Raw genomic sequence first — 22,406 nt, forward strand, 5'->3', positions numbered from 1 at the left:
CGTCGCCTGCGGATATTCGGCAGATCATCTGGCCATGCCCGTCGTCTGATCTGTTCCCGCCGCCTAAACGGCACATCCCTTCAGAAAGATATCCGCGCACATTCTTGCCCTTGCAGCGATTTCTTCGATATTGGGCGCCGGAAGTTGACGCAGCATGGCCGCGCGTTGGGGCTCCATGATCATCATGCCGCGCAGCATGCCGCAGGCTGCGTGCGGGTCCTCGAGCCTGATCAGCCCGTGCTCTACCTGGCGGCGCAGCCAGTTTTCCATAGACGTATTGGTTCTGACGATCGCTTTCTCGTAGAAGGAATTGGCGATTTCCGGAAAGCGGTCGGATTCGCCGATGACGAGGCGCGTGACGGTAATCGTGTCCTGTGAAAGCGTCAGCATGCCATAGGCCATCAGCATGCGTTCCAGCCCCTGCCGTAGCTCGGCGGTTGCAAGCGTGCCGGGGTCGAGCGCCAGAAGAAAGCGTCCGGTTCGATCCGAAACCATTTCGGAAAACAGATCTGCCTTTGTCGGAAACAGGCGATAGAGCGTCTTCGTCGAAACGCCGGCTTCCTGCGCGATCGCGGCGATGCTGGCCGCTGCGTAACCATTCTCGTGAAACTGTTTGTTGGCGGCCTCGATGATCACGCTGCGTGTGTCCTCGTCGCAGCGGATCTGCGGCCGGCCACGCGGTCTCTTCTCGATTTCGTGATTTTGGACCATCTCGATTTTCCAAATTCCAGTTGACATCTTCTGTTTAGCGCATATTTTGGAAAACATCAAGTTTCCTAAATGGTGCTTGAGCCAGATTTCAAGGCCGCGGCCGAGATGACAGCGACCTTTCACCAGGAGAGAGAGAATGTCCGTCAAGAAGCTGCATGCCCTGAACAACAACGCCACGCCGGTCGATGCATCGGCCCCCGAAACGGCAGCCGAAGCCATGCCCGCAGAGCTCGATGCCGGCAAGACGTCGCGTGTCATCGAGCCGGCCGTCGCTGCCCCGGCTGCGGAAGCACCAGCCCGCAAGCGCGGCGGCCGTTCTCTGCTGCTCGGCGTGGCTGCCATCGCCATCATTGCCGCGGCCGCCTATTATGGGCACAATTACTGGACGGTCGGCCGTTTTGAAGTCTCGACCGACGATGCCTATGTGAAGGCCGACAGCACCACGGTCGCTCCGAAAGTCTCCGGCTATCTTGCCGAAGTTCTCGTCGGCGACAATGAAACGGTCAAGGCCGGCCAGCCGCTCGCCCGCATCGATGACCGCGATTTCCGCACAGCACTCGATCAGGCGAAGGCCGATGTCGCAGCTGCCGAAGCGACCGTCAATGCCAAGCAGGCTTCGCTCAATATCCAGCAGTCGACGATTGCTGCCGCCCGGGCCACACTCGATGTCGACAAGGCCAATGAGACTTTTGCCGAGCAAAACAGCAAGCGTTACAGCAATCTTGCCACCAGCGGCTATGCGCCGGTTCAGACCGCTCAGCAGGCTGCCTCGGCAATCGCGGCGGCTCAAGCAACGATCGTGCGCGACACCGCTGGGCTCGAAGCCGCAGCGAAACAGGTCGATCTCCTGAATGCCGAGCTTGCCCAGGCGCGCGCAACACTCGCCCATGACCAGGCCGTTGCGCATCAGGCCGAGCTCAACCTCTCCTACGCGACGATTGTTGCACCGGTCGACGGCACGGTCGGCAATCGCACCCTGCGCGTCGGCCAATACGTCCAGGCCGGCACGCAGCTGATGGCGGTGGTTCCGACGACGGCCGCTTATATCGTCGCCAACTACAAGGAAACGCAGCTCACCGACGTCCACGCCGGTCAGCCTGTCGATATCGAGGTCGATATGTTCCCAGGCCGCACCTATCACGGCCATGTCGACAGCCTTGCTCCGGCAAGCGGTCAGGAATTCGCTCTCCTGCCGCCCGACAACGCCACCGGCAACTTCACCAAGGTCGTCCAGCGCATCCCGGTCAAGATCGTCCTCGATGGCGATGCCACCGAAAAAGATGATCTACGTCCCGGAATGTCCGTCCAGCCAAGCATCGACACCAAAGCCGATGCCGGCAGCCGCTAAGCGCTGAGGGCAGGAGATCGTGTCATGTCCAGTATCGCAGCAACATCAGGCGCTACGCCGCAGCCGAGCGCCAGCGCCAAAGAATGGATCGCCGTCCTCGCCGGCATGATCGGTGCCTTCATGGCGATCCTCAATATCCAGATTACCAATGCCTCGCTTCTCGATATCGAGGGCGGCATCGGGACGGGCGTCGACAACGGCGCCTGGATTTCCACGTCATACCTGATCGGCGAGATCGTCGTCATACCGCTGACGGCCTATTTCAGCAATGTCTTTTCGTTCCGCCGTTATATTCTCGTCAATTCCATCCTCTTCCCGCTCTTCTCGATGGCTTGTGCCTTCGCCCATGACCTCGGCACGATGATCCTGCTGCGCGGCCTGCAGGGCTTTGCCGGCGGCGTGCTGATCCCTATGGCCTTCACCATGGTGCTGACCAAGCTGCCGAAGGGGCAGCAGCCGCTTGGCCTTGCCATATTTGCCCTGTCGGTCACCTTCGCTCCGGCCATCGGCCCGACGATCGGCGGTTACCTGACGGAAAATTACGGATGGCAGACGATATTCTTCATCAACACCATCCCGAGCCTTATCATGGCGGCAGCTCTTGCCTTGACGCTCGACAAGCAGCCGATGCAGCTTCATCTCCTGAAGGAAGGGGATTGGGCCGGCATCATCACCATGGCGATCGGCCTTTCGGCGCTGCAGACCGTGCTCGAGGAAGGCAATAAGGATGACTGGTTCTCCTCGCCCTTCATCGTCAAGCTCAGCATCGTCGCCTTCGTCTTTCTTGCCGCCTTCATCTGGATCGAGCTGACGGTCAAGAAGCCGCTGGTCAAGCTGCGGTTGTTGACGCAACGCAACTTCGGCATCGGCGTCTTGGTCAATGTGCTGGTTGGCGTGGCGCTCTTCGGCACGGTGTATATCCTGCCGCAATATCTCGGCCAGGTGCAGCGCTACAATGCCGAGCAGATCGGCAATGTGCTTGCCTGGACCGGCTTGCCGCAGCTGCTGCTCATCCCGCTCGTGCCGGTTCTGATGAAGCGTTTCGACGCTCGCTATATCGGCTTCCTTGGTATCTCGATCTTTGCGATCAGTTGCTTCATGAACATCACGCTCTCGGCCAACAATGCCGGCGACCAGTTCTGGATCCCGAATATTGTGCGCGCCATCGGCCAGGCCCTGGTGCTGACCCCGATCACGGCCATTACCACGGCCGGCATTGCGCCCGCAGATGCCGCCGCCGCCTCGGGCCTCACGAATATGCTGCGCAATCTCGGTGGCGCGGTCGGCACGGCCTCGCTCGGCACGATCCTGACGAAGCGGGAGCAGTTCCATTCCAACATCATCGGCCAGTCGATTACGTTGACCCGTGATGAAGTCCGCGACCGCCTGACCCAGCTCACAGGTTATTTCACCCAGCATGGTGTCACCGATCCGGCGGTCGCATCGCAGAAGGCGATCGTCGCGCTTGGTCAGGTCGTCAAGCGCCAGGCGCTGATCATGGGCTTCAGCGATACGTTTGCTGTCATCGGCGTGGTGCTGGCTCTGGCGGCAATTGCTCTGCTTCTCACCAAAAAGCCACAGGCTGGCGGAGGCGCAGGCGCCCATTGAGGCACCTGTCCAGCACATATCAACCAGACGATCTGCAGCAACCAACACCGGTCGGAGACGGCCGGGTGAGCTCACGCGAGCGCTTGGGCGACGTCGGCTTGATGTCTTGCTTGTAGATCCGCGGCGGAGGGTGCGACAACTCTCAACAAAGGCAATAGTTGCTCCCCCTGGCGCTTGATCTCGGAGAGATAGGGCGTGTCGGAAAGCACGAAATGGCTGATGCCGAGCGCCTGGTATTTGCGCAGCGAGCGGGCGACATCCGCAGCGGAGCCCACCAGCCAGGTGGTGCCCGCACCACCACCACCGAACTTGCCGGGCGTGGTGTAGAGATTGTCGTCGAGCACTTCGCCGCGCTGATGCAGGTCGAGCAGGCGCTGCTGGCCGACGGCGACCGCCCGTTGGTGATCATGCCAGCCGACACCGTTATTTTTTGCCATTTCGGCCACCTTGGCTTCGGCATCGGCCCAGGCCTCTTCCGTCGTGTCGCGGACGAGTGTCGTGATCCTTAGTCCAAATTCAAGCGGCGGCAGATCGCGGTCGAGGTCGCGGCTAAGCTGCTTCAGACGCTCTATCCGCTCCCTTACGCCGTCAAGCGGCTCCCCCCAGAACAGCTGGATATCGGCCTCTGTGGCCGAAACTCGCTCGGCTGCTTCCGATGCCCCACCGAAATAGAGTTTCGGGTGACGGCGCACTCCGCGGGCTTCGATGCGCGGCACGACAGTGGAGTCGCTGACCCCGAAATGTTCACCTGCATAGGTGACATTTTCTTCGGTCCAGAGCCTTCGCACCAGGCGCATGAACTCCTTGGTGCGGGCGTAGCGATGGGCCTGATCACCCTCGTTGTCGCCATAGGCGGCAAGATTGTCCTTGCCCGAGACGATGTTGACACGCACGCGTCCGCCGGTGAGGTGATCCAGAGAGGCAGCCGCCGAGGCGAAATTGGCCGGCCGCCAATAGCCGGGGCGGATTGCAATCAGCGGTTCGAAAGTGGTCGTGCGGGCCGCAAGAGCCGTTGCGACCGTGAAGGTGTCCGGGCGGCCCCAGCCAGTGCCGATGAGCGCGCCCTTCCAGCCATGCTCTTCAAGCGCCTTGGCGTGGCTCGTCAGCGTTTCCAGGCTGTTGTGGTTTTCGACCGCGGAATCGCCGCGGTGGCCGGCTTTGACGGCATTGGGGATATAACAGAGGAATTCCGGGTTGCTGCTCATGCGATGCGCCTGCGGTTTTTACCGGTTCGAAGGATGGGCGACGGGGCTCCAATTCGAGCCCTGTCGCCTGCGTGGCAGAAACAAGAAACTATCCCGCTGCGCGAGCCGCTTCGCTCTGCCGGGCCTTGAGTGCGAGCGCGTTTGCGGGACGCCGCAGGCCGAGGTTCTCGCGCAGCGTCGTGCCCTCATATTCCTCGCGGAAAAGACCGCGCTTGCGCAGGATCGGCACGACCTGATCGACGAAATCCGTCAGTCCTGTCGGCAGGATCGGCGGCATGATGTTGAAGGCATCGGCCGCACCATTGTCGAACCATTCCTGCATCGCGTCGGCCACCTGTTCCGGCGTACCGACGACGGTGCGATGTCCGCGAGCCGTGGCGACCGCCAGATAGAATTCTCGCAGCGTCATGTTGTTGCGGGAGACGAGGTCGGTGACCAGTTTCAGACGGCTCTTGTTGAGTTCGGTCGTGTCAGGCAGCGGCGGGGCCGGATCGTCGAGGGAGTAGCCGGAGAGATCGACGCCCTTATAATGGCGGGACAGGATATTCCAGGCGACCGAGGGGTGAACGAGCGACTGGATGTAGTCGTAATTCGCCTTGGCCTCAGCCTGCGTGCCGCCGAGGACGGGAAAGATGCCGGGACTGATCAGCAGCTCGTCGGAGCTACGCCCGTAGCGGGCAAGCCGTCCCTTGACGTCCGAATAGAATTCCTGGGCGTCTTCCAGCGTCTGGTTGGCGGTAAAGATCATTTCGGCAGTACGCGCCGCGAGCTCGCGCCCCGGTTCGGATGCGCCGGCCTGGACGATGACGGGATAACCCTGAACCGGGCGGCCGACATTCAGGGGACCGCTGACGGTGAAGAACTGGCCCTTATGGTCGAGCTGATGCACTTTGTCGGGATCGAGATAGACGCCGCTTTCCTTGTCGCGGATGAAGGCGTCATCCTCATAGGAATCCCACAAACCCTTCACCAGATCGACGAATTCCTCAGCACGCGCATAACGGTCAGCATGGGCGGGATGTCCGGGGATTGAGAAGTTCTTGGAGACATCCGCTCCCGTGGTGACGACGTTCCATGCTGCCCGTCCCTTGGAAATATAGTCGAGCGAAGCGAACTTGCGGGCAAGCAGATAGGGGTCTTCATAGGTGGTGGAGGCGGTTGCGACAAAGCCGATATGGCTTGTTACCTGCGAGAGCGCCGCCCACAGCGTGACCGGCTCGAAATGAGCGCCTTGCGCCGTTCGGCGCAGCGCCTCGGGATCTTTTGCCCGCTCCCAGCCGGCCGGGCTATCGGCAACGAAGACCAAATCGAATTTGCCGCGCTCGGCAGTTTGCGCGAGCTCGCGATAGTGATCGATGTTGAGGCCGGCATCGGCCTGCGCATCGGGGTGGCGCCAGGCGGCGATGTGATGGCCCGTTGCCATGATGAATGCGCCAAGCCGCATCTGTCTTTTCTGACTAGCCATGATGATCTCCGTTGAGTTTCAGGCAGCGCGGCGGCCGGGAACATTCACCCCGAGCCGGCCAAGCAGTTGGGTCCGGATTTGTGCGAAACGCCGATCGCCGTGATCACGGGGCGCCGGCAGATCGATGTGCAGATCTTCGACGAAACGCCCTTCGTCGAGCACCAGGATCCGGTCGGCGAGCGAGATCGCCTCATCGACATCATGGGTAACGAGGAGAACGGCGGGACGGTGCCTGGCGCAGAGTTCGCGCAAGAGGTCATGCATTTTCAGCCGGGTCAGCGCGTCGAGGGCGCCGAACGGCTCGTCGGCGAGAAGCAGGGCCGGCTCCCGTACCAGCGAACGGGCAAGGGCCACCCTCTGCTGCTCGCCGCCCGATAGCTGGTTTGGCCAGGCCGTTTCCCGTCCTTCGAGACCGACTTCGGCGAGCGCCTTGCGACCGGCTTCCTGTCCGGCGCCGCCCGGCAGACCGAGCGTGACATTCTGGATGGTTGTACGCCATGGCAGCAGTCGCGCATCCTGGAACACCACCGAAAGCCTTTCGGGCGTCTCCAGCGCGCCGGTTCCCTCGACCTCATGATCGAGACCGGCAAGGGCACGCAGAAAGGTGCTCTTGCCCGAACCGCTCTTTCCGAGCAGGGCAACGAACTCGCCCTCTCCAATATCGAGATCGACGCCGTCGAGGATCGTCTTTGCCGCAAAGCGGCGAACGAGCTTTTCGACGTGGACGGCAGGTTTCAGTTGGCCAGGGTGCGGCGCCATTTGAGGGCCCTCCGTTCGATGAGGCGGACGATGCCATCCGAAACGAGACCGAGCAGCACATAGACCACGAGGCCGACGAGGATGACGTCGGTCTGGCCGTAGGTGCGGGCGAGGTCGATCATATAGCCGAGGCCGCTGGTGGAATTGATCTGTTCGACTACCACGAGCGACACCCAGCACAGGGTGACGGCAAAGCGCAGGCCGAGGAGAAAACCGGGCAGAGCACCCGGTAGCACGACGTGGAAGATGAAATCCCTCTGGCTCATGCGTAGGGTTTCCGCGAGCTCGACATAGCGGCTGTCGATGCTGCGCAGGGCATTATGCGTGTGGATATAGATTGGAATGACGACGGCGAGCACGATGGTCGTGACCTTCATGCCTTCGCCAATCCCGAACCAAAGAATGAAAAGCGGGATCAGCGCCAGTGTCGGGATAGCGCGTTTGATCTGGATCGGTCCGTCGATTAGCGCCTCGCCGATGCGCGACAGGCCGGCGATGAGCGCGAGGGCGGTGCCGACGACCAGGCCGATGCTGAGGCCGAGCAGCGCACGGGTCGCAGATGTTACGAAATTGTCCTGCAGGCGGCCCTCGGCGATCAGACGCCCGAAGGCCTCGACGACCGTCCAGGGTGCCGAGAGAATGCGCGGATCGATCCATCCGAGCCCCGACCCGGCAACCCATGCCAGCACCAGCAGGGCCGGACCGATCTGCAGTCCGAAGGGTATTTCGCGTCCGGGGCCGAGCCTGCGGCGGGCGCGGGCGTGGCCCGGCTTCGGCGCCGCGCGCACGGCAACGCTTTCGCGCGCCGACGTCCATCGTGTCTTGACGTTATCTGCATCCCAAGTGGTTGCCATGCTTCCGATCTCCTCAATCTATGCCTGTTGGGACGGCACGCTGGTCACTGGCTCCTGCTCAGAGCGGATGCAGCGACTTTTTCGAAGCGGTTGTCGAAGATCTTTTCGACGTCGAACGGCTTGTAGCCGAGCTCTCCAGCCAGCAGGTTGATGGTGTCCTGGTGGCGCTTTTTCACGTCGGCCCAGCTATCGGGGATCACCTGCGTGCCGGCGAGCTCGACGAGAAATTCGGCATCCTCGCGGCTCAGGCCCTGCTGGCCGATATAATATTCCTTGATCCAGATGTCGGGATGCTGATCGATCCATTCGGTGGCGCGTGCCCAGAGGCGGACATATTGGGCGAGAGCGGCCGCTTTGGCAGGATCATCCAGCACCCATTGCGGTGCATAGAGATGCGACGGGTCGTCCCGCAGGCCATGTTCGATGAGGGTGGCGCCCTCCCGACCGTATTGAGCGATATAACGACGGATATAGACGCCGCCGAGGGGCGCGATATCGACCTGCTTGCTTGCCAGTGCCTTTGGATAGACATCGCCCGTGCTCGGCAGTTCGACGAGGGTGGCGTCCTTCTTCGTCAGTCCCGCGGCATGGAGCGCGCGAAGGACGAGGGTGCCCTGCGCCTGGCCGGGGCTGAAGGCGATGCGCTTGCCGCGGAAATCTGCCAGCGACTTGACGTCGACACCGGGTGCTATGCCAAAACGGTAGATCGGATTGGCAATCGGGTCCTTCCGTTCGCGATAGGCGATATTGCGGACCGGCAGATTGTTCCAGTTCGCGAAGATCGAGGGGATTTCGGCGACGGAGCCGACGTCGAGCGCGTGGGCGCGGAAGGCCTCCGAGGTTTGTGGGCCGCCGCTGAGATTGGCCCATTTGACCTCAAAGGTCAGTTCCTTAATGAGACCGGAAACCTCTAGAGCTTTCTGCGTGACCGGGTCACCGACTGTCAGAACCGTTTCCGGTGGCACCTTGTCGAGCAGTGGTGCGCTCGTTTCGGCCACCGCGTTGCCGAACATGCCGAGGGAGATGAGGCCGAGGCCAAGCACAGCCGTTCCCAATGTCTTTGCCAGTGTCATCGTCGATGTTTCCCGTTTATGGTTGCAATGGGCAGGGAGCGATGACAGAGAGGGTGTCTAATTTTCTATAGAATCTATAGACTATTTATTCCTTTCGTTCGCCGGTTCATGAAAAATCATACCAAGGGAAAAGACCAGATGGGTGCCGACGTCGCTTGCCGCAGACAGGTTTAGTTTCGGTACGGGCGAGAAGACGTGGTCTGAAGTTTCGATGAGATCGAGGTCAGAGCAGCGAAGCCGATACAATCCCCCAGCCTTTCGTAACATAAACCTACAACCGGACTTTCTCTTAACTTTCCAGAAACCCTGTCTTGCTTCGGAGAGTAGATGAAAACCTCCTTCGGTGCAGAATGGTTACATTCCTTTACGTTCCGCTGTTAAAGTCACGTCCGAAAGATCCGCTAACGCGGCTTTACGGTTGAGATAACGATGCTTGGTGCCGAGATCCTCGCATTCCTGCAGGCATGTCCGATGACGGTGCTCGTGCTCGACACTGCCGGCCGCATCATCTTTGTCAATGAAGCCGGGAAGCTTATCCATCTCGAAGACAGGCTTGTCGGCATGGATATCGCCCGATTTATGCCGGAATGGCCCTTGCTTTCGGGTGTCTCCACTGCCTTCGTCTGCGATCGCTTCGGTCATCGTCAACTATGCCGCGTGCGGGTGATGAACTGGCCGGTTGGTACGAAGGCGGCCACGGTGATTTTCCTCGAACCTGCCGATGCCGAGCGCCCGGCAGGCTATGCGGCGCGCGAGGCCAATTTGCGCCTGCGTTATGTCATCGAGATGTTGCCGGAGGCGGTCTGCGTTTTCGACGCGAGTGACCGCTATGTGCTCTGGAACCAGAAATATGCCGAGCTTTATGCTGACATTGCGGAGCACCTTAGGCCCGGTATTGCCTTTGAAGAAATTTTGAGGATCAGTCTTGCCGGCGGCGAGATGCGCGAACTTGTCGAGGACAAGGAAGCCTGGTTCAGAGAGCGCATGAAGAAATTCCATCAGCCTGTTGCGCAAGAGGAGCAGCAGTTGCGGGATGGCCGGTGGCTGCGCCACGACGACCGGCGCACGCCCGACGGCGGCGCGATCGGCATGCGTATCGATATTACCGACCTCAAGCAGCGGGAGGACTGGCTCCGCCAATTGTTCGATGCCAATCCAATGCCCATGCTTCTATGCGATGGCAACAGCCTCGCCATTCTTCAGGCCAACAAGGCAGCCGTTGATTTCTACGGCTTCCAGCGTTCGGACCTTCTGTCGAAGCGGGCGTGCGACATGCATGCTGAAGGCGAAGTCCACGCTTTCGAGAAGGCTTTGCTCGACCTGGAAGGTCACTGCGATGCGCGAACGATCTGGCGTCAGACGACGCGTGAGGGATTGGAGCGCCATGTGCTGATCTATGTCCGGCTGCTTTACGAGGGCTCCGAGCGCCGGTTGCTGCTCACCGTGGCCGATGTCAGCGACAGAATTCTTGCAGAGGCCGAAGCCAATCGCTTGGCGCATCATGATGTTCTCACGGGCTTGCCGAATAGAATGCAGTTCTACAAGGCGCTCGCAGGTGCGCTTGTGTCGGGGCAGCGGGAAAAGGTCGTCATCTGCTATCTGGATCTGGATGGGTTCAAGCCCGTCAACGACACGTTTGGCCATGCGGCCGGCGATGAAGTGCTAAAGAGTGTCGCCAAGCGGCTGCAGATACAGGCACGAGAGCATCTGGTTGCCCGCCTCGGCGGCGATGAATTTGCAATCCTGATGACCGGCGAGAGAGCCGAGTCGGTTGACCTGGCCGAACGCTGTATCGCCTCCTTCGAGGAGCCTTTCGCCATCAACGGTCTTGCCATCCGGCTTGGAGTGAGCATCGGCATTGCCGCCGCCGACGGGTCCGATGGCGAAGCGCTCATGCAGGAGGCGGACCGGGCGCTCTATCGCGCCAAGGCCGATGGTCGCAACACTTGGCAGATGATGTCGGAGGATGGGCCTGTTCTCAAACGGGCCAAAGCCTGACCGGGCGGTCAGCCATTGTCCTGTCTTGTCACCAGCAACCAATCACGCAGGATTCCTGCCTCGCGTGAGAGCCCCTTCGCCTCGATCAGCCAGTAGGCCTTGTCCATATCGGACGCCCTTTCGAAGAGGGAAACGAGGGTGCCCGCGGCGATCTCTTCTGCGATCAACGCAGTCGGGCAAAGGCCGATACCCTGACCGCTGATCAACGAACCGATCATGAGATTGAAATCGGCAAAGACAGGCCCGGCTTTCGGTGCGGAATGAATGCCCGCGCTTGACAACCAGCGCGCCCAGGCGTCGGTCGTCTCGTCATGCAGGAGTTCGCAGGCAAGCAGGTCGACCGGCGCGTGAAACGGACCGCGCTGAGCGAGAAATCCCGCCGAGCAGGTGGGTCTGGTCTCGGCATTCAGGAGCTTGATCGCGCCGGCACTCGGCCGGGGGCCGTGGCAGATCAGGAGGTCGGCGCCTGCCGCCTCCGGTGTCCTGGCATCGAGCGCATAGACAATATTGATCCGGATTTCGGGATAGGCCGCTCTCAACCGAGGCAATTGCGGAATGAGCCAGCGCACCGCCATGGAAGGAATACAGGCAACACTGACCGGCCGACTGTTTGCCTCCAGCCGCAATTGCCCAGCGGCGACTTCGATGTGGGCTAGCGCATGCGTGGCCGCTGCGCCGAATTCCCTGCCGGCAGCCGTCAGTGTCACGCCGCGGCTATGGCGCAAAAACAGGGGAACGCGAAGCCAGTTCTCCATCGCTCTCACATGTTGGCTGATGCCGGCGGATTTCAAATTCAACTCGTCCGCCGCCCTGACGAAACTTTCGTGGCGCGCGGCGGCTTCGAAAGCCCGCAACGATGCGAGGGGGAAATTTCTCATATGGTATGACTAAGTAAAACTTGCTCAAAGGGCAAGGATCATCTCGGTTGCCCAAAGGCGTAGCCTCGTTAAGAGTGATCGCAACTTATCGTGGGGCGCGGCGGCATGCCGCGTGCCGATTGCCAGTAAAACGGAAATCAGGATGCCGAAGCAGTCGAAAATGCCAGTTCCTTCTGACGCAGCCGAGCGACGCTCGGCACCGCCCGTCGTCGTCTATCCCGTCGAGACACTGCCGTCGGCCGATCTCAGTCTTCTTGAGACAGCCCGCCAAACATTGACGAAGGTCGGTGAAACGATCGTGCCGCCGCGCGAAGCAGGCAGCTTCCATGTTCCGCAGGGGCATTTTTTTCGAATCGTCAGCGTGGACGGCCCGCAGGTCGGCGACCTCAATCTGTGGAACGCCGCGGATCTCACCGAACGGTTTTTCAGCGGCAAGACGAGGGCACTGCATGCCACGCATGTCGGTGTCGGTGATCGTCTCTGGAGCACGCTGCCATACCTGCGCCCCATGGCGACCATCACCTATGACAGCCTCGGCTGGTACGGCTGGGACGATGATGGCGCCGGCGTTCATGATGTTATCGGCACCCGTTGCGATCCCTATACCAACCGGTTGCTGAAGGGCGACAACTACCATCACTGCTGCCATTCGAACCTGACCCGAGCGCTTGCCGCCGACAGGAGCATGCCGCTTGAGCAGGCAGAGATGCATGTGCATGATGTGCTCAACGTTTTCATGTGCACCGGCTTCACCAAGGATACACACCGATATTTCATGAAGGCCAGTCCCGTTCGGCCAGGAGATTTCATCGAATTCTTTGCAGAGATCGATCTTATCGGCGCCTTATCGGCCTGCCCGGGTGGCGATTGCGGTGCAGGCCATTCCAGCGATGCAGCTGCCTGCCATCCGCTGAAGGTCGAAATCTGGAAGGCCGATCCGGCGACGCTCGCCGACTGGACGCCGCCAAAGCCAAATCCCTACCCGAGAACGCACCGGTAAAGCGGTAAGCCGCGGGGACTTTCGGAGGCGAGCGGTCAGACGATCAGGATTGCCCTGAAGTCGTTGACATTGGTGCCTGTCGGGCCAGTTTCGAACAGGTCGCCGATGGCCTTGAAGCCGGAATAGCTGTCATTGGTGTCGAGCAGGTGGCGCGGGCCGAAGCCGGCTGCGCGCAGCCGCTTGACCGTGCCACCATCGGCAAAGGCACCGGCATTCTTCTCCGAACCGTCGATCCCATCGGTATCGGCCGCAAGCACGTGAACGCCGTCATAGCCGTCGATCGCCAGCGCCAAAGCGAGCGCGAACTCGCCGTTGCGTCCGCCCTTGCCGCCCTTGGCGCGTAAGGTCACCGTCGTCTCACCGCCGGAGAGGATGACAACCGGCTTGCTGAACGGCCGGTCGCGTCCGGCGACTTCTCGGGCAATCGCCGCATGCACCAGCGCCACGTCGCGTGATTCCCCTTCGACGGAATCCGACAGAATCGCCGGCGCAATGCCTTGCGCGCGGGCGAGCGCGGCTGCGGCTTCGAGCGATACGCCGGCCGAAGCGATGATATGATGTTCGTGACGGACAAAGACCGGATCGTCCGGCCGCGGCGCATCGGCTTTCGAGGAGTTCAGATGATCAATGGCTGACTGCGGGAGCTTGAGACTGTATTGCTGTATGATCTGAAGCGCGTCATGCCGGGTCGAGTTGTCGGGGACGGTCGGCCCTGAGGCGACATGGGCGGGGTTGTCTCCGGGAATATCGGAGACGATCAGGCTGACGACCCGGGCTTTGGTCGCGGCGGCAAGCCGGCCGCCCTTGATGGTGGAAAGATGCTTACGCACGACGTTCATGGCCGAGATCGGCGCGCCGGAGGCGAGCAGCAGCTCGTTGAGCAGGATCTCGTCCTGCAACGTCAGGCCTTCGGGCGGAGAGGGCAGCAGTGCTGAGCCGCCGCCGCAGATCAGGGCGATGACGAGATCGTTTTCGCTCAGTCCGGCAACGGCTTCCGTCAGCCGCCTGGAGGCGGCGAGGCCGGCTGCATCCGGAACGGGGTGGGCGGCTTCGATGATCTCGATGTGTTTTGTTTCGCAACCATAGCCATAGCGGGTGGCGACCACGCCTTCGAGTGGCCCATTCCACACGCTTTCCAGCGCACGCGCCATCTGCGCAGCACCCTTGCCGGCGCCGATCACCACCGTCTTGCCCTTTGGTTTTTTCGGCAGATGCGCGGTGATGCCGGTCAGCGGATCGGCGGCGCGCACGGCTGTCGAAAACAGGCTCGTCAGGAAATCGCGGGGGGAGGACAGGGGCATGATGATCTCTCTGGAGACACGGGCAGGAGGATGGCTTCCGCTCTCATACGCTTGACTGTCGACATATCGCTTGTCAATGCAGCGACAACACCTCTCCGTTCGGTGCGATTGATAATCGTCCCTATGCGGCTATCTATCAAAGGGAAAATCAACAATCATTTGGAGAATTTGCATGGTCAACGAACAGCAGTTGATCTCGAAAATTACCTGGCGGCTCATGCCATTCCTCGGAATCCTTTACCTCATTGCTTATATCGATCGTCAGAACGTCAGTTTCGCCAAGCTGCAAATGGTCGACGCTCTCGGTATGAGCGAATATGCCTATGGGCTTGGCGCCTCTCTCTTTTTCATCGGCTATTTCCTTTTTGAAGTGCCGAGCAACCTGTTTCTTGAAAAGTTCGGCGCGCGTGTCTGGTTCGCGCGTATTCTGGTCTCCTGGGGCATCGTCACCATCCTGCTTTCCTATACGCAGAACGCGCCGATGTTCTATATCCTGCGCTTCCTGCTCGGCGTCTGCGAAGCAGGCTTCTTTCCGGGTGTCCTCTATCTCCTGACGCTCTGGTTCCCGTCGGACTATCGCGGCCGCATGGTGGGGCTCTTCATGATCTTCAGTGCGCTCGCCAACGCCGTCGGCGCTCCTGTTGGCGGCATGCTGCTCGATCTCGATGGTTTCCTTGGCCATGCCGGTTGGCAATGGGTCTTCCTGGCGACGGGTATTCCGGCTGTGATCGCCGGTGTCGTTACCTTCTTCTATCTCTGGGATCGGCCCGAGAATGCGAGCTTCCTCAGTGGTGAGGAGAAGAGCTGGTTAGCAGACCGGCTCGCATCAGAGAATTCCGGCATGGACCACAATGCCGAAAACGGCTTCAAGGCGCTGATCGACCCCCGTGTCCTGTTGATGGCGCTCTGCTACATCGCCTTTCCGCTGGCCGCCTATGGCCTCAGCTATTGGCTGCCGACCATCGTGAAGGCCTTCGGCGTCAGCAACACCGTGAACGGTTTCCTCAATATCATTCCGTGGATACTGGTGGCGATCGCCCTCTGGGCGGTGCCGGCTGCCGCCGACAAAGTGAAGGCGAAGACGCCTTATATCGTCATCCCGGCCTTCATCGGTGCGGCTTGCCTGCTGCTCTCGGCGCTCCTTCCCAATAACACGCTACAGTTCATCTTTCTCTGCATTGCTGCAGCCGGCATCTTCGCGCCGCAACCGGTCTTCTGGAGCCTGCCCTCCCGCTTCCTGAAAGGAGCGGGCGCCGCGGCAGGTCTCGCCGCCATCAATTCCGTCGGCAATCTTGGCGGCTTCATCGCCCAGAACGCCGTGCCATGGATCAAGGACGAAACCGGAAGCACGATTGCGCCGATGTTCTTCCTGGCGGTCTGCCTTGCCGCCGGCGCCCTGCTCGTATTTGCGGTTGCCATGATGATGGCGCGCAAACAGCGTGACGCCGTACCACGCGGCGCTTGAGGGTTTTAATGTCGAAAGCCCCGGCACGAACGGTGCCGGGTCTCTTTGCATGGGACGGGCTGCCGGGGAAGCGTATGGCGGCGCCTAGGAGGAAGCCTCTCCGACGTCCGGCGCACGGTTTTCGAAAACGGCGCGCGGCCCGCGGTCATGCGCTCTCGTAATCCGAATCCGCTCGGCGACCGAGTGAAGACCTCGGCGTCGAGTCCTTCGGCGATCGGCAAGAAAGCGCTTTCGCGCTCGATCATGCTCGGCGTGCCCGTGTTGGAGCCGGCGACCGCCAACCGGCGCGGTCCAGCCTCGAAAAACACTGTTGCCGCCTTGCGCGAGGCTTCCGAATTTCGGCACGCACATGATTGGCGTCCGGTTCGGAACAGCCGATGACGATGGCGGCTGACCGTTGCGCTGCGCGAGCTGGAAGGAACTTGCGGGCGGTCAGCCGGAGAAATGGCGATTGCTTCTGCGCGACGGCCGATCAGCATCTTCTGGGCGAGCAGTAGTTCGTCTTCGGTCTGGCCGGTATCGATGAGGATAGGGATGCTGCCACGCTGAATAAGTAATTTGGCAAGTGCTGCGGCGAGATGCGCACGAAAGCCGACTTCCGGCTGGTGGCAACCGACGAGGCGACTCTGGTTCGCAAGTACGCCGCGCGAGATCGTTGACGTGGTAGCCGAGCTCCTCGAAAGCGCGCAGCACTTTCTCGCGCGTTGCCGGCGCAACGCTTGCCCCGGGTGTGTACGCGAGACCGCCGAGCGGGAAACGCCGGCGAGTTGCGCCACCGGTTCGGCGCTCACGAAGCGCATGCGGTCTTTTTTCGTCGCCTTCGTGTCGTTCATTACGGGCCGTTGCTCATCGGCTTTCCCTACCACTGTATAGAGAAGCAATGGCAGTAAATCGACACCCGAGCACCGACGAAAGCGCTGGCTTTGAATTCCGCGGGATTTTCCGGAGGAACGAAAGGCATCGCTAAGGAGCCGGCGTGAGGACGCGGACCGTTGAAAAGAGGCTCCGCGAGCCGTTGACCAGCCAAGTATCGACATCGTTCTCGACGCGAATGACAGAGGAATAAAATCGCTCGCAAAGGCATCAGATTTCGCAGCGACGGACGGCGGCGCTCGTTGATCTCAGCTGTCGTGGAAAGTCGAGATTGCCGGATGCAATCTCGACAAAGGGGCAGAGTTCAGCGGCAGTGACGAATGATCGAGCCAGCGCCGCTACAAGACCTGGGTTAACCGGCCATGGGTCGGCGGATGGCTAGTCGCAGACCCGCACTGTTTCCGTATGATAGCCGCCATCGTAATGGTTCCGGACATCACGGTCCTCATACCAGCATCTCGGAGGCGGCGGGCCTGCATCATAATAACGAGGACCCTCGACATAACGCGGTCCGCTATTGGCGAGCGCACCACCGACCAGGCCGCCCACAACACCTGCGGCAACGCCGCCGGCAATGATGCGCCCCGTATTGTCGTGGTGATGATGGTCGCGCGCGGCAGCAGGCTGAATGGCTGCGCCCAGCAGGGCCGTCGCGATCAACAGACTGCTAATAATTTTCTTCATGGCATTCTCCATTTAGTCTCAAACGCCCCATGGAATATAAATGCGTGAGCACGGCGTTTGTTCGTTCAAATCGTGCGCCTTTTAAGGCAGACCCTCCGTCAGTATCGGCGCAACCCTCAAAATAACGCCCGATGGGACCAAGATCGCTGTTGGCGCCAAAGATGCGACCCCAGACGCCGGGCGGTGGTCCGTTGACGCCGCCCTCTGACGCACCTCCCCGTGCGCCAGGCCCGGAATATACTAAAGCACTGCGCGGCCCATCAGAAGCGATTGTCTCCGCGCCCATTCGTTGCGTTACCAGCGGCGCGATCAGCTGCACCGGTACCTCAGGCCGAATATTGGGAATCGGCGGAGGGGGCTGCCCAGCGGCGGACGTGTGCGGTGGAGGAATCGTATTCCGCCGGAACTAGTCGTCGTCGATGGCATTCGTCTGGCTGACGCCGCCGCGATCGTGTGAGAACGCCCCGATTTCTGCTCCGAGCGATTTTCATCATGCGCCATCACCTCAATCTGTCCAAACGCCGCATAGGACGACATCGGACCGAAATTCATTCCTGCTAAATGCGCAGTCCGCCGTCCAGCGGCAGGCAAGTCATATCTCCCAAAGCTCAATCAAGCACCTAGTAAGGCCCGCAGGGGACGGCAATGACACCGAGACGCCGTCGCAATGGCAACGGCGCGACAGTGGATACAGTAGTCCGAAATGTTCCCGCCGCCAATGTTCATTTGAACATTCCGGTCTTCGCTCTTTGGGCCGGCACCCTCCAGAGAGCTTCCCGTTTTCAGCCAGGGGGGATGTTGCTCCTTAATGCCAACATATTCCCCGCGTTTTGACGCTTCTTTTGCTCGAAGACGTGTCGAAGATGTTCATTTGAACATTTCCTTGTTGCAATAGGAAGGTCAGCTGGTAGGGTTGTGCGGCGTTCGGAGCGGGAGGCTCCAAACATCAACATTGGGAGTGAGAGATGAATAAGGCTGCTTATTATCTGTCTGCGGGCCTGCTCAGCCTGTCTTTGACTGTGCCAGCCATGGCGGCGACCAAGATACAATGGTGGCACGCGATGGGTGGCGAGAACGGCGCCAAGCTTGAGGAAATCGCCAAGAACTTCAACGCGTCGCAGACCGATTATGAGATCGTCCCCGTCTTCAAGGGAACCTATGACGAGACCCTTACCGGAGCCATTGCTGCTTTCCGCGCCAACCAGCAGCCGGCAATCGTTCAGGTCTACGAGGTGGGAACCGGAACGATGATGGCAGCGCAAGGCGCCATCTATCCCGTCTACGAACTCATGAAGGACGAAGGGGAAGCTTGGGACCAGAGCAAGTTCATCGCTCCCGTCGTAGGATATTATTCGGACACGAACGGAAATGTCCTGTCCTTGCCGTTCAATTCCTCGACCCCGATCATGTATTACAACAAGGATGTCTTCAAAAAAGCGGGACTTGATCCTCAAACGCCACCTAAGACCTGGGCCGATGTCGAGGCATTTTCGCGCAAGATCATGCAATCGGGCGCGGCCAAATGCGGGTTTACTAGCGCCTGGATCTCCTGGATCCAGACCGAGAACCTCAATGCACTGCATGACAAGCCCTATTCGACCAAGGCCAACGGTTTTGGTGGTCTCGACGCCGAATTCACCTTCAACAACGAGCTGACGGTTCGCCATTGGGGCAATCTGAAAAAATGGCAGGACGAAGGCCTGTTCAAGTTCGGCGGGCCTGGCGGCGGCGATAACGCCCCGCCGATGTTCTATTCGCAGGAATGCGCCATGTACATGAATTCGTCCGCAGGCCGGGCTGGTGTCGTGAACAATGCCAAGGGCTTCGAAGTCGGGTTTGCGCCTCTCCCATACTATAATGATGTCATCGAGCAGCCTTTGAACTCGATCATCGGCGGTGCCACGCTGTGGACGCTCAAGGGGCGGCCCGAGGAAGAATACAAGGGTGTCGCAAAGTTCTACAGCTATCTGCAAAAGCCCGAAGTCCAGGCCGACTGGCATCAGTTCTCCGGCTACCTGCCGATCACCGAAGCTGCTTACAAGCTCGGACAGGAGCAGGGCTATTACGACAAGAACCCCGGCGCTGATATCGGCATCAAGCAGCTGACGCGCGTAACCCCTACGGAAAATTCGAAGGGCATCCGCTTCGGAAACTACGTACAGGTCCGCGGCATCATCGACGATGAATTTGCCGCTCTTCTGTCGGGCAAGAAAACGGCCAAGGAAGCGCTCGATTCCGTCGTGGCACGCGGCAACGAACAGCTTCGCGACTTCCAGTCCTCCAATCAATAGTCCGCACCCAAGGGCCGGCTTTTGCGCCGGCCCTTTCCACAAACCCATCGGGACGTGAGGACTTATGCAAACCAAACGGACTGTCTTTCCAGGCAAGCTTTTGCCTTATCTGCTGATTGCCCCGCAGATCCTTGTGACCGTCGTCTTCTTTCTTTGGCCAGCCGCAACGGCGTTCTGGCAATCATTTCTGCGCCAGGACGCCTTCGGCTTCAAAACCAGCTTCGTGTGGTTTGACAACTACCGACGGCTGTTTGCCGATCCACTCTATCTCGACGCCTTCGGCCATACTCTGGTCTTTGCCGTTCTGGTCACAGCATTGTCGACATCGATCGCCCTGATCCTGGCAGCGGCGGCAACCCGCGTGCTGCGCACCTCACGGGTCTATTCGACCCTGCTGATCTGGCCTTATGCCGTGGCGCCCGCGATCGCGGGCATTCTGTGGTGGTTCATGTTCAATCCATCGATCGGCATCATTGCCTACCTGTTGCGATCGATGGGCGTCAATTGGAACCATCTGATCAATCCGAACGATGCGATGGTGCTCATCGTCATCGCCGCGACCTGGAAGCAGATTTCCTACAATTTCCTGTTTTTTCTGGCCGCGCTTCAGTCCGTACCGCAATCGCTGCAGGAGGCGGGAGCTATTGACGGAGCGGGTCCCCTCAAACGCTTCTGGACGATCGTCTTGCCGCTGATCTCGCCGACGACCTTCTATCTCGTCGTCATCAACATCGTCTACGCGATGTTCGATACTTTCGGCATTATCCATGCAACGACGCAAGGCGGTCCCGCACGGGCGACCGAAATCCTCGTCTACAAGGTCTATTTTGACGGGTTCATCGGCCTCAATCTCGGTTCTTCGGCCGCCCAATCCGTGATCCTGATGCTGATCGTCGTCGCGCTGACGGCCATCCAGTTCCGATTCATCGAGCGGCGCGTTCAGTATTGAGGGTCACGGCAATGGTCGAAAATCGTCCTTTTCTTACTTTCCTTGCCCATCTGGTTCTAATTGTCGGCGTCGTTGTCGTAGTCTTCCCAGTCTATGTCGCCTTCATCGCATCGACCCATGGGTCCAATGACTTTCTCTCTGGTGTCGTGCCGCTCACGCCGAGCTCGCACCTGATCGAAAACTATTCCACGATGCTGAGCGCCGGCATGACGAATGCGGGCGCGCCGCCCATCGGCCCGATGATGCTGAACTCCTTGGTCATGGCAGTCGGTGTCGCAGTCGGCAAGATCGCCATTTCGATCCTGTCGGCATTCGCGATCGTCTATTTCAGATTTCCGTTCAGGAATCTGGCGTTCTGGATGATCTTCATCACTCTGATGCTGCCGGTCGAGGTTCGGATCGTCCCGACCTACAAGGTTGTGGCGGATCTCGGCATGCTCAACAATTACGGCGGCCTTATCGTCCCGTTGATTGCGTCGGCCACGGCGACATTCCTGTTCCGTCAGTTCTTCCTTACCGTACCCGACGAACTGATGGAGGCGGCTCGCGTCGATGGCGCGGGTCCGATGAAATTCTTCTGGGACATCCTCCTGCCGCTATCGGTTACCAACATCGCCGCGCTCTTCATCATCCTCTTCGTGCTCGGCTGGAACCAGTATCTCTGGCCGTTGATCGTCACCACCGATCAGAGTCTCTATACCGTGGTGATGGGAATTCAGCGCATGGCGGCCGTCGCTGATGCAGAGCCACGCTGGAACCTCGTCATGTCGGCCGTCATTCTGGCGGCTCTTCCCCCTGTCCTCGTCATCGTCGCCATGCAGCGCCTTTTCGTTAAGGGCTTGGTCGAAACGGAGAAATGAAATGGCAACGATCAATATAATCGACATCAAGAAGAGCTATGGTTCGGTCCCTGCGGTCAAAGGCATCAATCTTTCGGTCGCAGATGGCGAATTCATCGTTTTGGTTGGGCCGTCGGGCTGTGGAAAATCGACCCTGTTGAGAATGATTGCGGGGCTGGAAACAGTCAGCGGCGGTGAGATCCAGATCGGCGGACGCAACGTCAACAGGGCAGAGCCTGCCGAACGGGATATTGCCATGGTGTTTCAGAATTATGCGCTCTATCCGCATATGAGCGTGCGCAAGAATCTGGAATACGGCCTGAAGAACCGCGGCACGCCACGGGCGGAAATCGATCGCCGGATCGCAGAGGTCGCCGATATCCTGGAGATCGGCCCGATGCTCGAGCGCAAGCCGCGCCAACTGTCTGGCGGTCAGCGCCAGCGCGTCGCCATGGGACGGGCCATCGTCCGCGAGCCGGCCGCCTTCCTCTTCGACGAGCCGCTGTCCAACCTCGATGCCAAGCTGAGGGTGCAGATGCGGGTGGAAATTCGCCGCCTGCAACGCCGACTGAAGACGACCAGCATCTATGTCACCCACGACCAGCTCGAGGCGATGACTTTGGCAGATCGCCTCGTGGTGATGAACGGCGGCCTTGTCGAGCAGGTAGGAACACCTGTTGATGTGTACGACCGTCCTGCCAGCCTTTTTGTCGCGAGCTTCATCGGCTCGCCACCAATGAACATCCTGCCGCTCGACCTCCTCATGCAAGCCGACGATGGTGGATTGCTGAAGCTGCCGGCCGGAACGGACACGATCGGCATCCGACCCGACGACATCTTAACAGAGAAGCCGAGTGAGCCTTCAATCCGCCTCGGTGCGACGGTGGAGCTGCTGGAGCCGATCGGTGGCGAAAGTCATTTGCACATCCGCTTGGGTGATAGTAATCAGACGGCCGTTCTGACGGTGCCTGGACGACCAGACCTCAGCGAAGCCGCCAGGATCCCCGTCTATATTCGCGCTTCAGCTCTTCATCTTTTCGATCGCCAGACAGGCAAACGAACAGATAAGTCCCCACACGTCGCAGCATAGTAAACAACGTCAACG

The 22,406-nt window shown here is 60.0% G+C and carries 17 protein-coding genes and 2 pseudogenes; 9 read left to right on the forward strand and 10 right to left on the reverse strand.

From position 1 onward, the window contains the following. Positions 1-63: 63 nt before the first annotated feature. Positions 64-711: a TetR/AcrR family transcriptional regulator gene (locus FHX08_RS17255; RefSeq protein WP_132654420.1), complete on the reverse strand. Its 648-nt coding sequence runs from the start codon at positions 709-711 to the stop codon at positions 64-66. 136 nt (positions 712-847) lie between these two features. Here FHX08_RS17255 and FHX08_RS17260 point away from each other — a divergent pair, with 136 nt between their 5' ends. Then, positions 848-2,059 (forward strand): HlyD family secretion protein, encoded by a 1,212-nt coding sequence (locus FHX08_RS17260; protein ID WP_132654422.1) that lies wholly within the window; start codon positions 848-850, stop codon positions 2,057-2,059. A gap of 24 nt (positions 2,060-2,083) precedes the next feature. Beyond that, positions 2,084-3,667 (forward strand): DHA2 family efflux MFS transporter permease subunit, encoded by a 1,584-nt coding sequence (locus FHX08_RS17265; protein ID WP_132654424.1) that lies wholly within the window; start codon positions 2,084-2,086, stop codon positions 3,665-3,667. Positions 3,668-3,807: 140 nt separating this feature from the next. Here FHX08_RS17265 and FHX08_RS17270 read toward each other — a convergent pair. The 5 genes and pseudogenes from FHX08_RS17270 to FHX08_RS17290 all read right to left on the reverse strand — a co-directional run. Continuing rightward, a pseudogene (locus tag FHX08_RS17270) lies at positions 3,808-4,872 on the reverse strand (LLM class flavin-dependent oxidoreductase); the annotation flags it as partial. Between the two features lie 88 nt (positions 4,873-4,960). Next, positions 4,961-6,337 (reverse strand): LLM class flavin-dependent oxidoreductase, encoded by a 1,377-nt coding sequence (locus FHX08_RS17275; protein ID WP_132654426.1) that lies wholly within the window; start codon positions 6,335-6,337, stop codon positions 4,961-4,963. 18 nt (positions 6,338-6,355) lie between these two features. After that, a complete protein-coding gene (locus FHX08_RS17280) occupies positions 6,356-7,096 on the reverse strand; it encodes an ABC transporter ATP-binding protein (protein WP_132654428.1) in 741 nt (246 codons plus the stop codon). Continuing rightward, positions 7,072-7,950: an ABC transporter permease gene (locus FHX08_RS17285; protein ID WP_132654430.1), complete on the reverse strand. Its 879-nt coding sequence runs from the start codon at positions 7,948-7,950 to the stop codon at positions 7,072-7,074. The genes FHX08_RS17280 and FHX08_RS17285 overlap by 25 nt, the downstream gene beginning before the upstream one ends. A 44-nt stretch (positions 7,951-7,994) precedes the next feature. Next, positions 7,995-9,023 (reverse strand): ABC transporter substrate-binding protein, encoded by a 1,029-nt coding sequence (locus FHX08_RS17290; RefSeq protein WP_132654432.1) that lies wholly within the window; start codon positions 9,021-9,023, stop codon positions 7,995-7,997. Between the two features lie 429 nt (positions 9,024-9,452). On the opposite strand from FHX08_RS17290, the gene FHX08_RS17295 reads away from it, so the two are divergent. Further along, on the forward strand, positions 9,453-11,021 hold the full coding sequence (locus FHX08_RS17295; protein ID WP_245508294.1) for a diguanylate cyclase domain-containing protein: 1,569 nt from the start codon (positions 9,453-9,455) through the stop codon (positions 11,019-11,021). 8 nt (positions 11,022-11,029) lie between these two features. Here FHX08_RS17295 and FHX08_RS17300 read toward each other — a convergent pair whose 3' ends face one another. Then, positions 11,030-11,899 (reverse strand): LysR substrate-binding domain-containing protein, encoded by an 870-nt coding sequence (locus tag FHX08_RS17300; protein WP_132654434.1) that lies wholly within the window; start codon positions 11,897-11,899, stop codon positions 11,030-11,032. A gap of 160 nt (positions 11,900-12,059) precedes the next feature. Here FHX08_RS17300 and FHX08_RS17305 point away from each other — a divergent pair, with 160 nt between their 5' ends. Next, positions 12,060-12,899, forward strand: coding sequence for an urea carboxylase-associated family protein (locus FHX08_RS17305; protein ID WP_245508295.1), 840 nt, complete (start codon positions 12,060-12,062; stop codon positions 12,897-12,899). Between the two features lie 35 nt (positions 12,900-12,934). Here FHX08_RS17305 and FHX08_RS17310 read toward each other — a convergent pair whose 3' ends face one another. Beyond that, a complete protein-coding gene (locus FHX08_RS17310) occupies positions 12,935-14,200 on the reverse strand; it encodes a glycerate kinase (RefSeq protein ID WP_132654438.1) in 1,266 nt (421 codons plus the stop codon). Between the two features lie 172 nt (positions 14,201-14,372). Between FHX08_RS17310 and FHX08_RS17315 the strand changes: the two genes are divergently transcribed. Continuing rightward, on the forward strand, positions 14,373-15,665 hold the full coding sequence (locus FHX08_RS17315) for an MFS transporter (protein WP_132654440.1): 1,293 nt from the start codon (positions 14,373-14,375) through the stop codon (positions 15,663-15,665). Between the two features lie 110 nt (positions 15,666-15,775). On the opposite strand, the pseudogene FHX08_RS17320 reads toward FHX08_RS17315, so the two are convergent. Together FHX08_RS17320 and FHX08_RS17325 are read right to left on the reverse strand one after the other, a co-directional pair. After that, positions 15,776-16,515 (reverse strand): annotated as a pseudogene (locus tag FHX08_RS17320) (LacI family DNA-binding transcriptional regulator); the annotation flags it as partial. Between the two features lie 401 nt (positions 16,516-16,916). Then, a complete protein-coding gene (locus FHX08_RS17325; RefSeq protein WP_132654442.1) occupies positions 16,917-17,222 on the reverse strand; it encodes a hypothetical protein in 306 nt (101 codons plus the stop codon). Between the two features lie 965 nt (positions 17,223-18,187). Between FHX08_RS17325 and ugpB the strand changes: the two genes are divergently transcribed. The 4 genes from ugpB to FHX08_RS17345 all read left to right on the forward strand — a co-directional run bounded on the left by ugpB (position 18,188) and on the right by FHX08_RS17345 (position 22,391). Next, positions 18,188-19,513 carry a sn-glycerol-3-phosphate ABC transporter substrate-binding protein UgpB gene (ugpB, locus tag FHX08_RS17330; RefSeq protein ID WP_132654444.1) on the forward strand — a complete coding sequence of 442 codons (1,326 nt, stop codon included), beginning with the start codon at positions 18,188-18,190 and terminating at the stop codon, positions 19,511-19,513. 64 nt (positions 19,514-19,577) lie between these two features. Beyond that, positions 19,578-20,462, forward strand: a complete 885-nt coding sequence (gene ugpA, locus FHX08_RS17335; RefSeq protein WP_132654445.1) for a sn-glycerol-3-phosphate ABC transporter permease UgpA — start codon at positions 19,578-19,580, stop codon at positions 20,460-20,462. A gap of 11 nt (positions 20,463-20,473) precedes the next feature. Continuing rightward, complete coding sequence (gene ugpE / locus FHX08_RS17340) at positions 20,474-21,322, forward strand: sn-glycerol-3-phosphate ABC transporter permease UgpE (RefSeq protein WP_132654447.1); 849 nt, start codon at positions 20,474-20,476, stop codon at positions 21,320-21,322. A 1-nt stretch (position 21,323) separates the two neighbouring features. Continuing rightward, positions 21,324-22,391 carry a sn-glycerol-3-phosphate import ATP-binding protein UgpC gene (locus FHX08_RS17345; protein ID WP_132654449.1) on the forward strand — a complete coding sequence of 356 codons (1,068 nt, stop codon included), beginning with the start codon at positions 21,324-21,326 and terminating at the stop codon, positions 22,389-22,391. Positions 22,392-22,406: the final 15 nt, after the last annotated feature.

Source organism: Rhizobium sp. BK529 (assembly GCF_014194105.1).
Classification (GTDB): domain Bacteria; phylum Pseudomonadota; class Alphaproteobacteria; order Rhizobiales; family Rhizobiaceae; genus Rhizobium.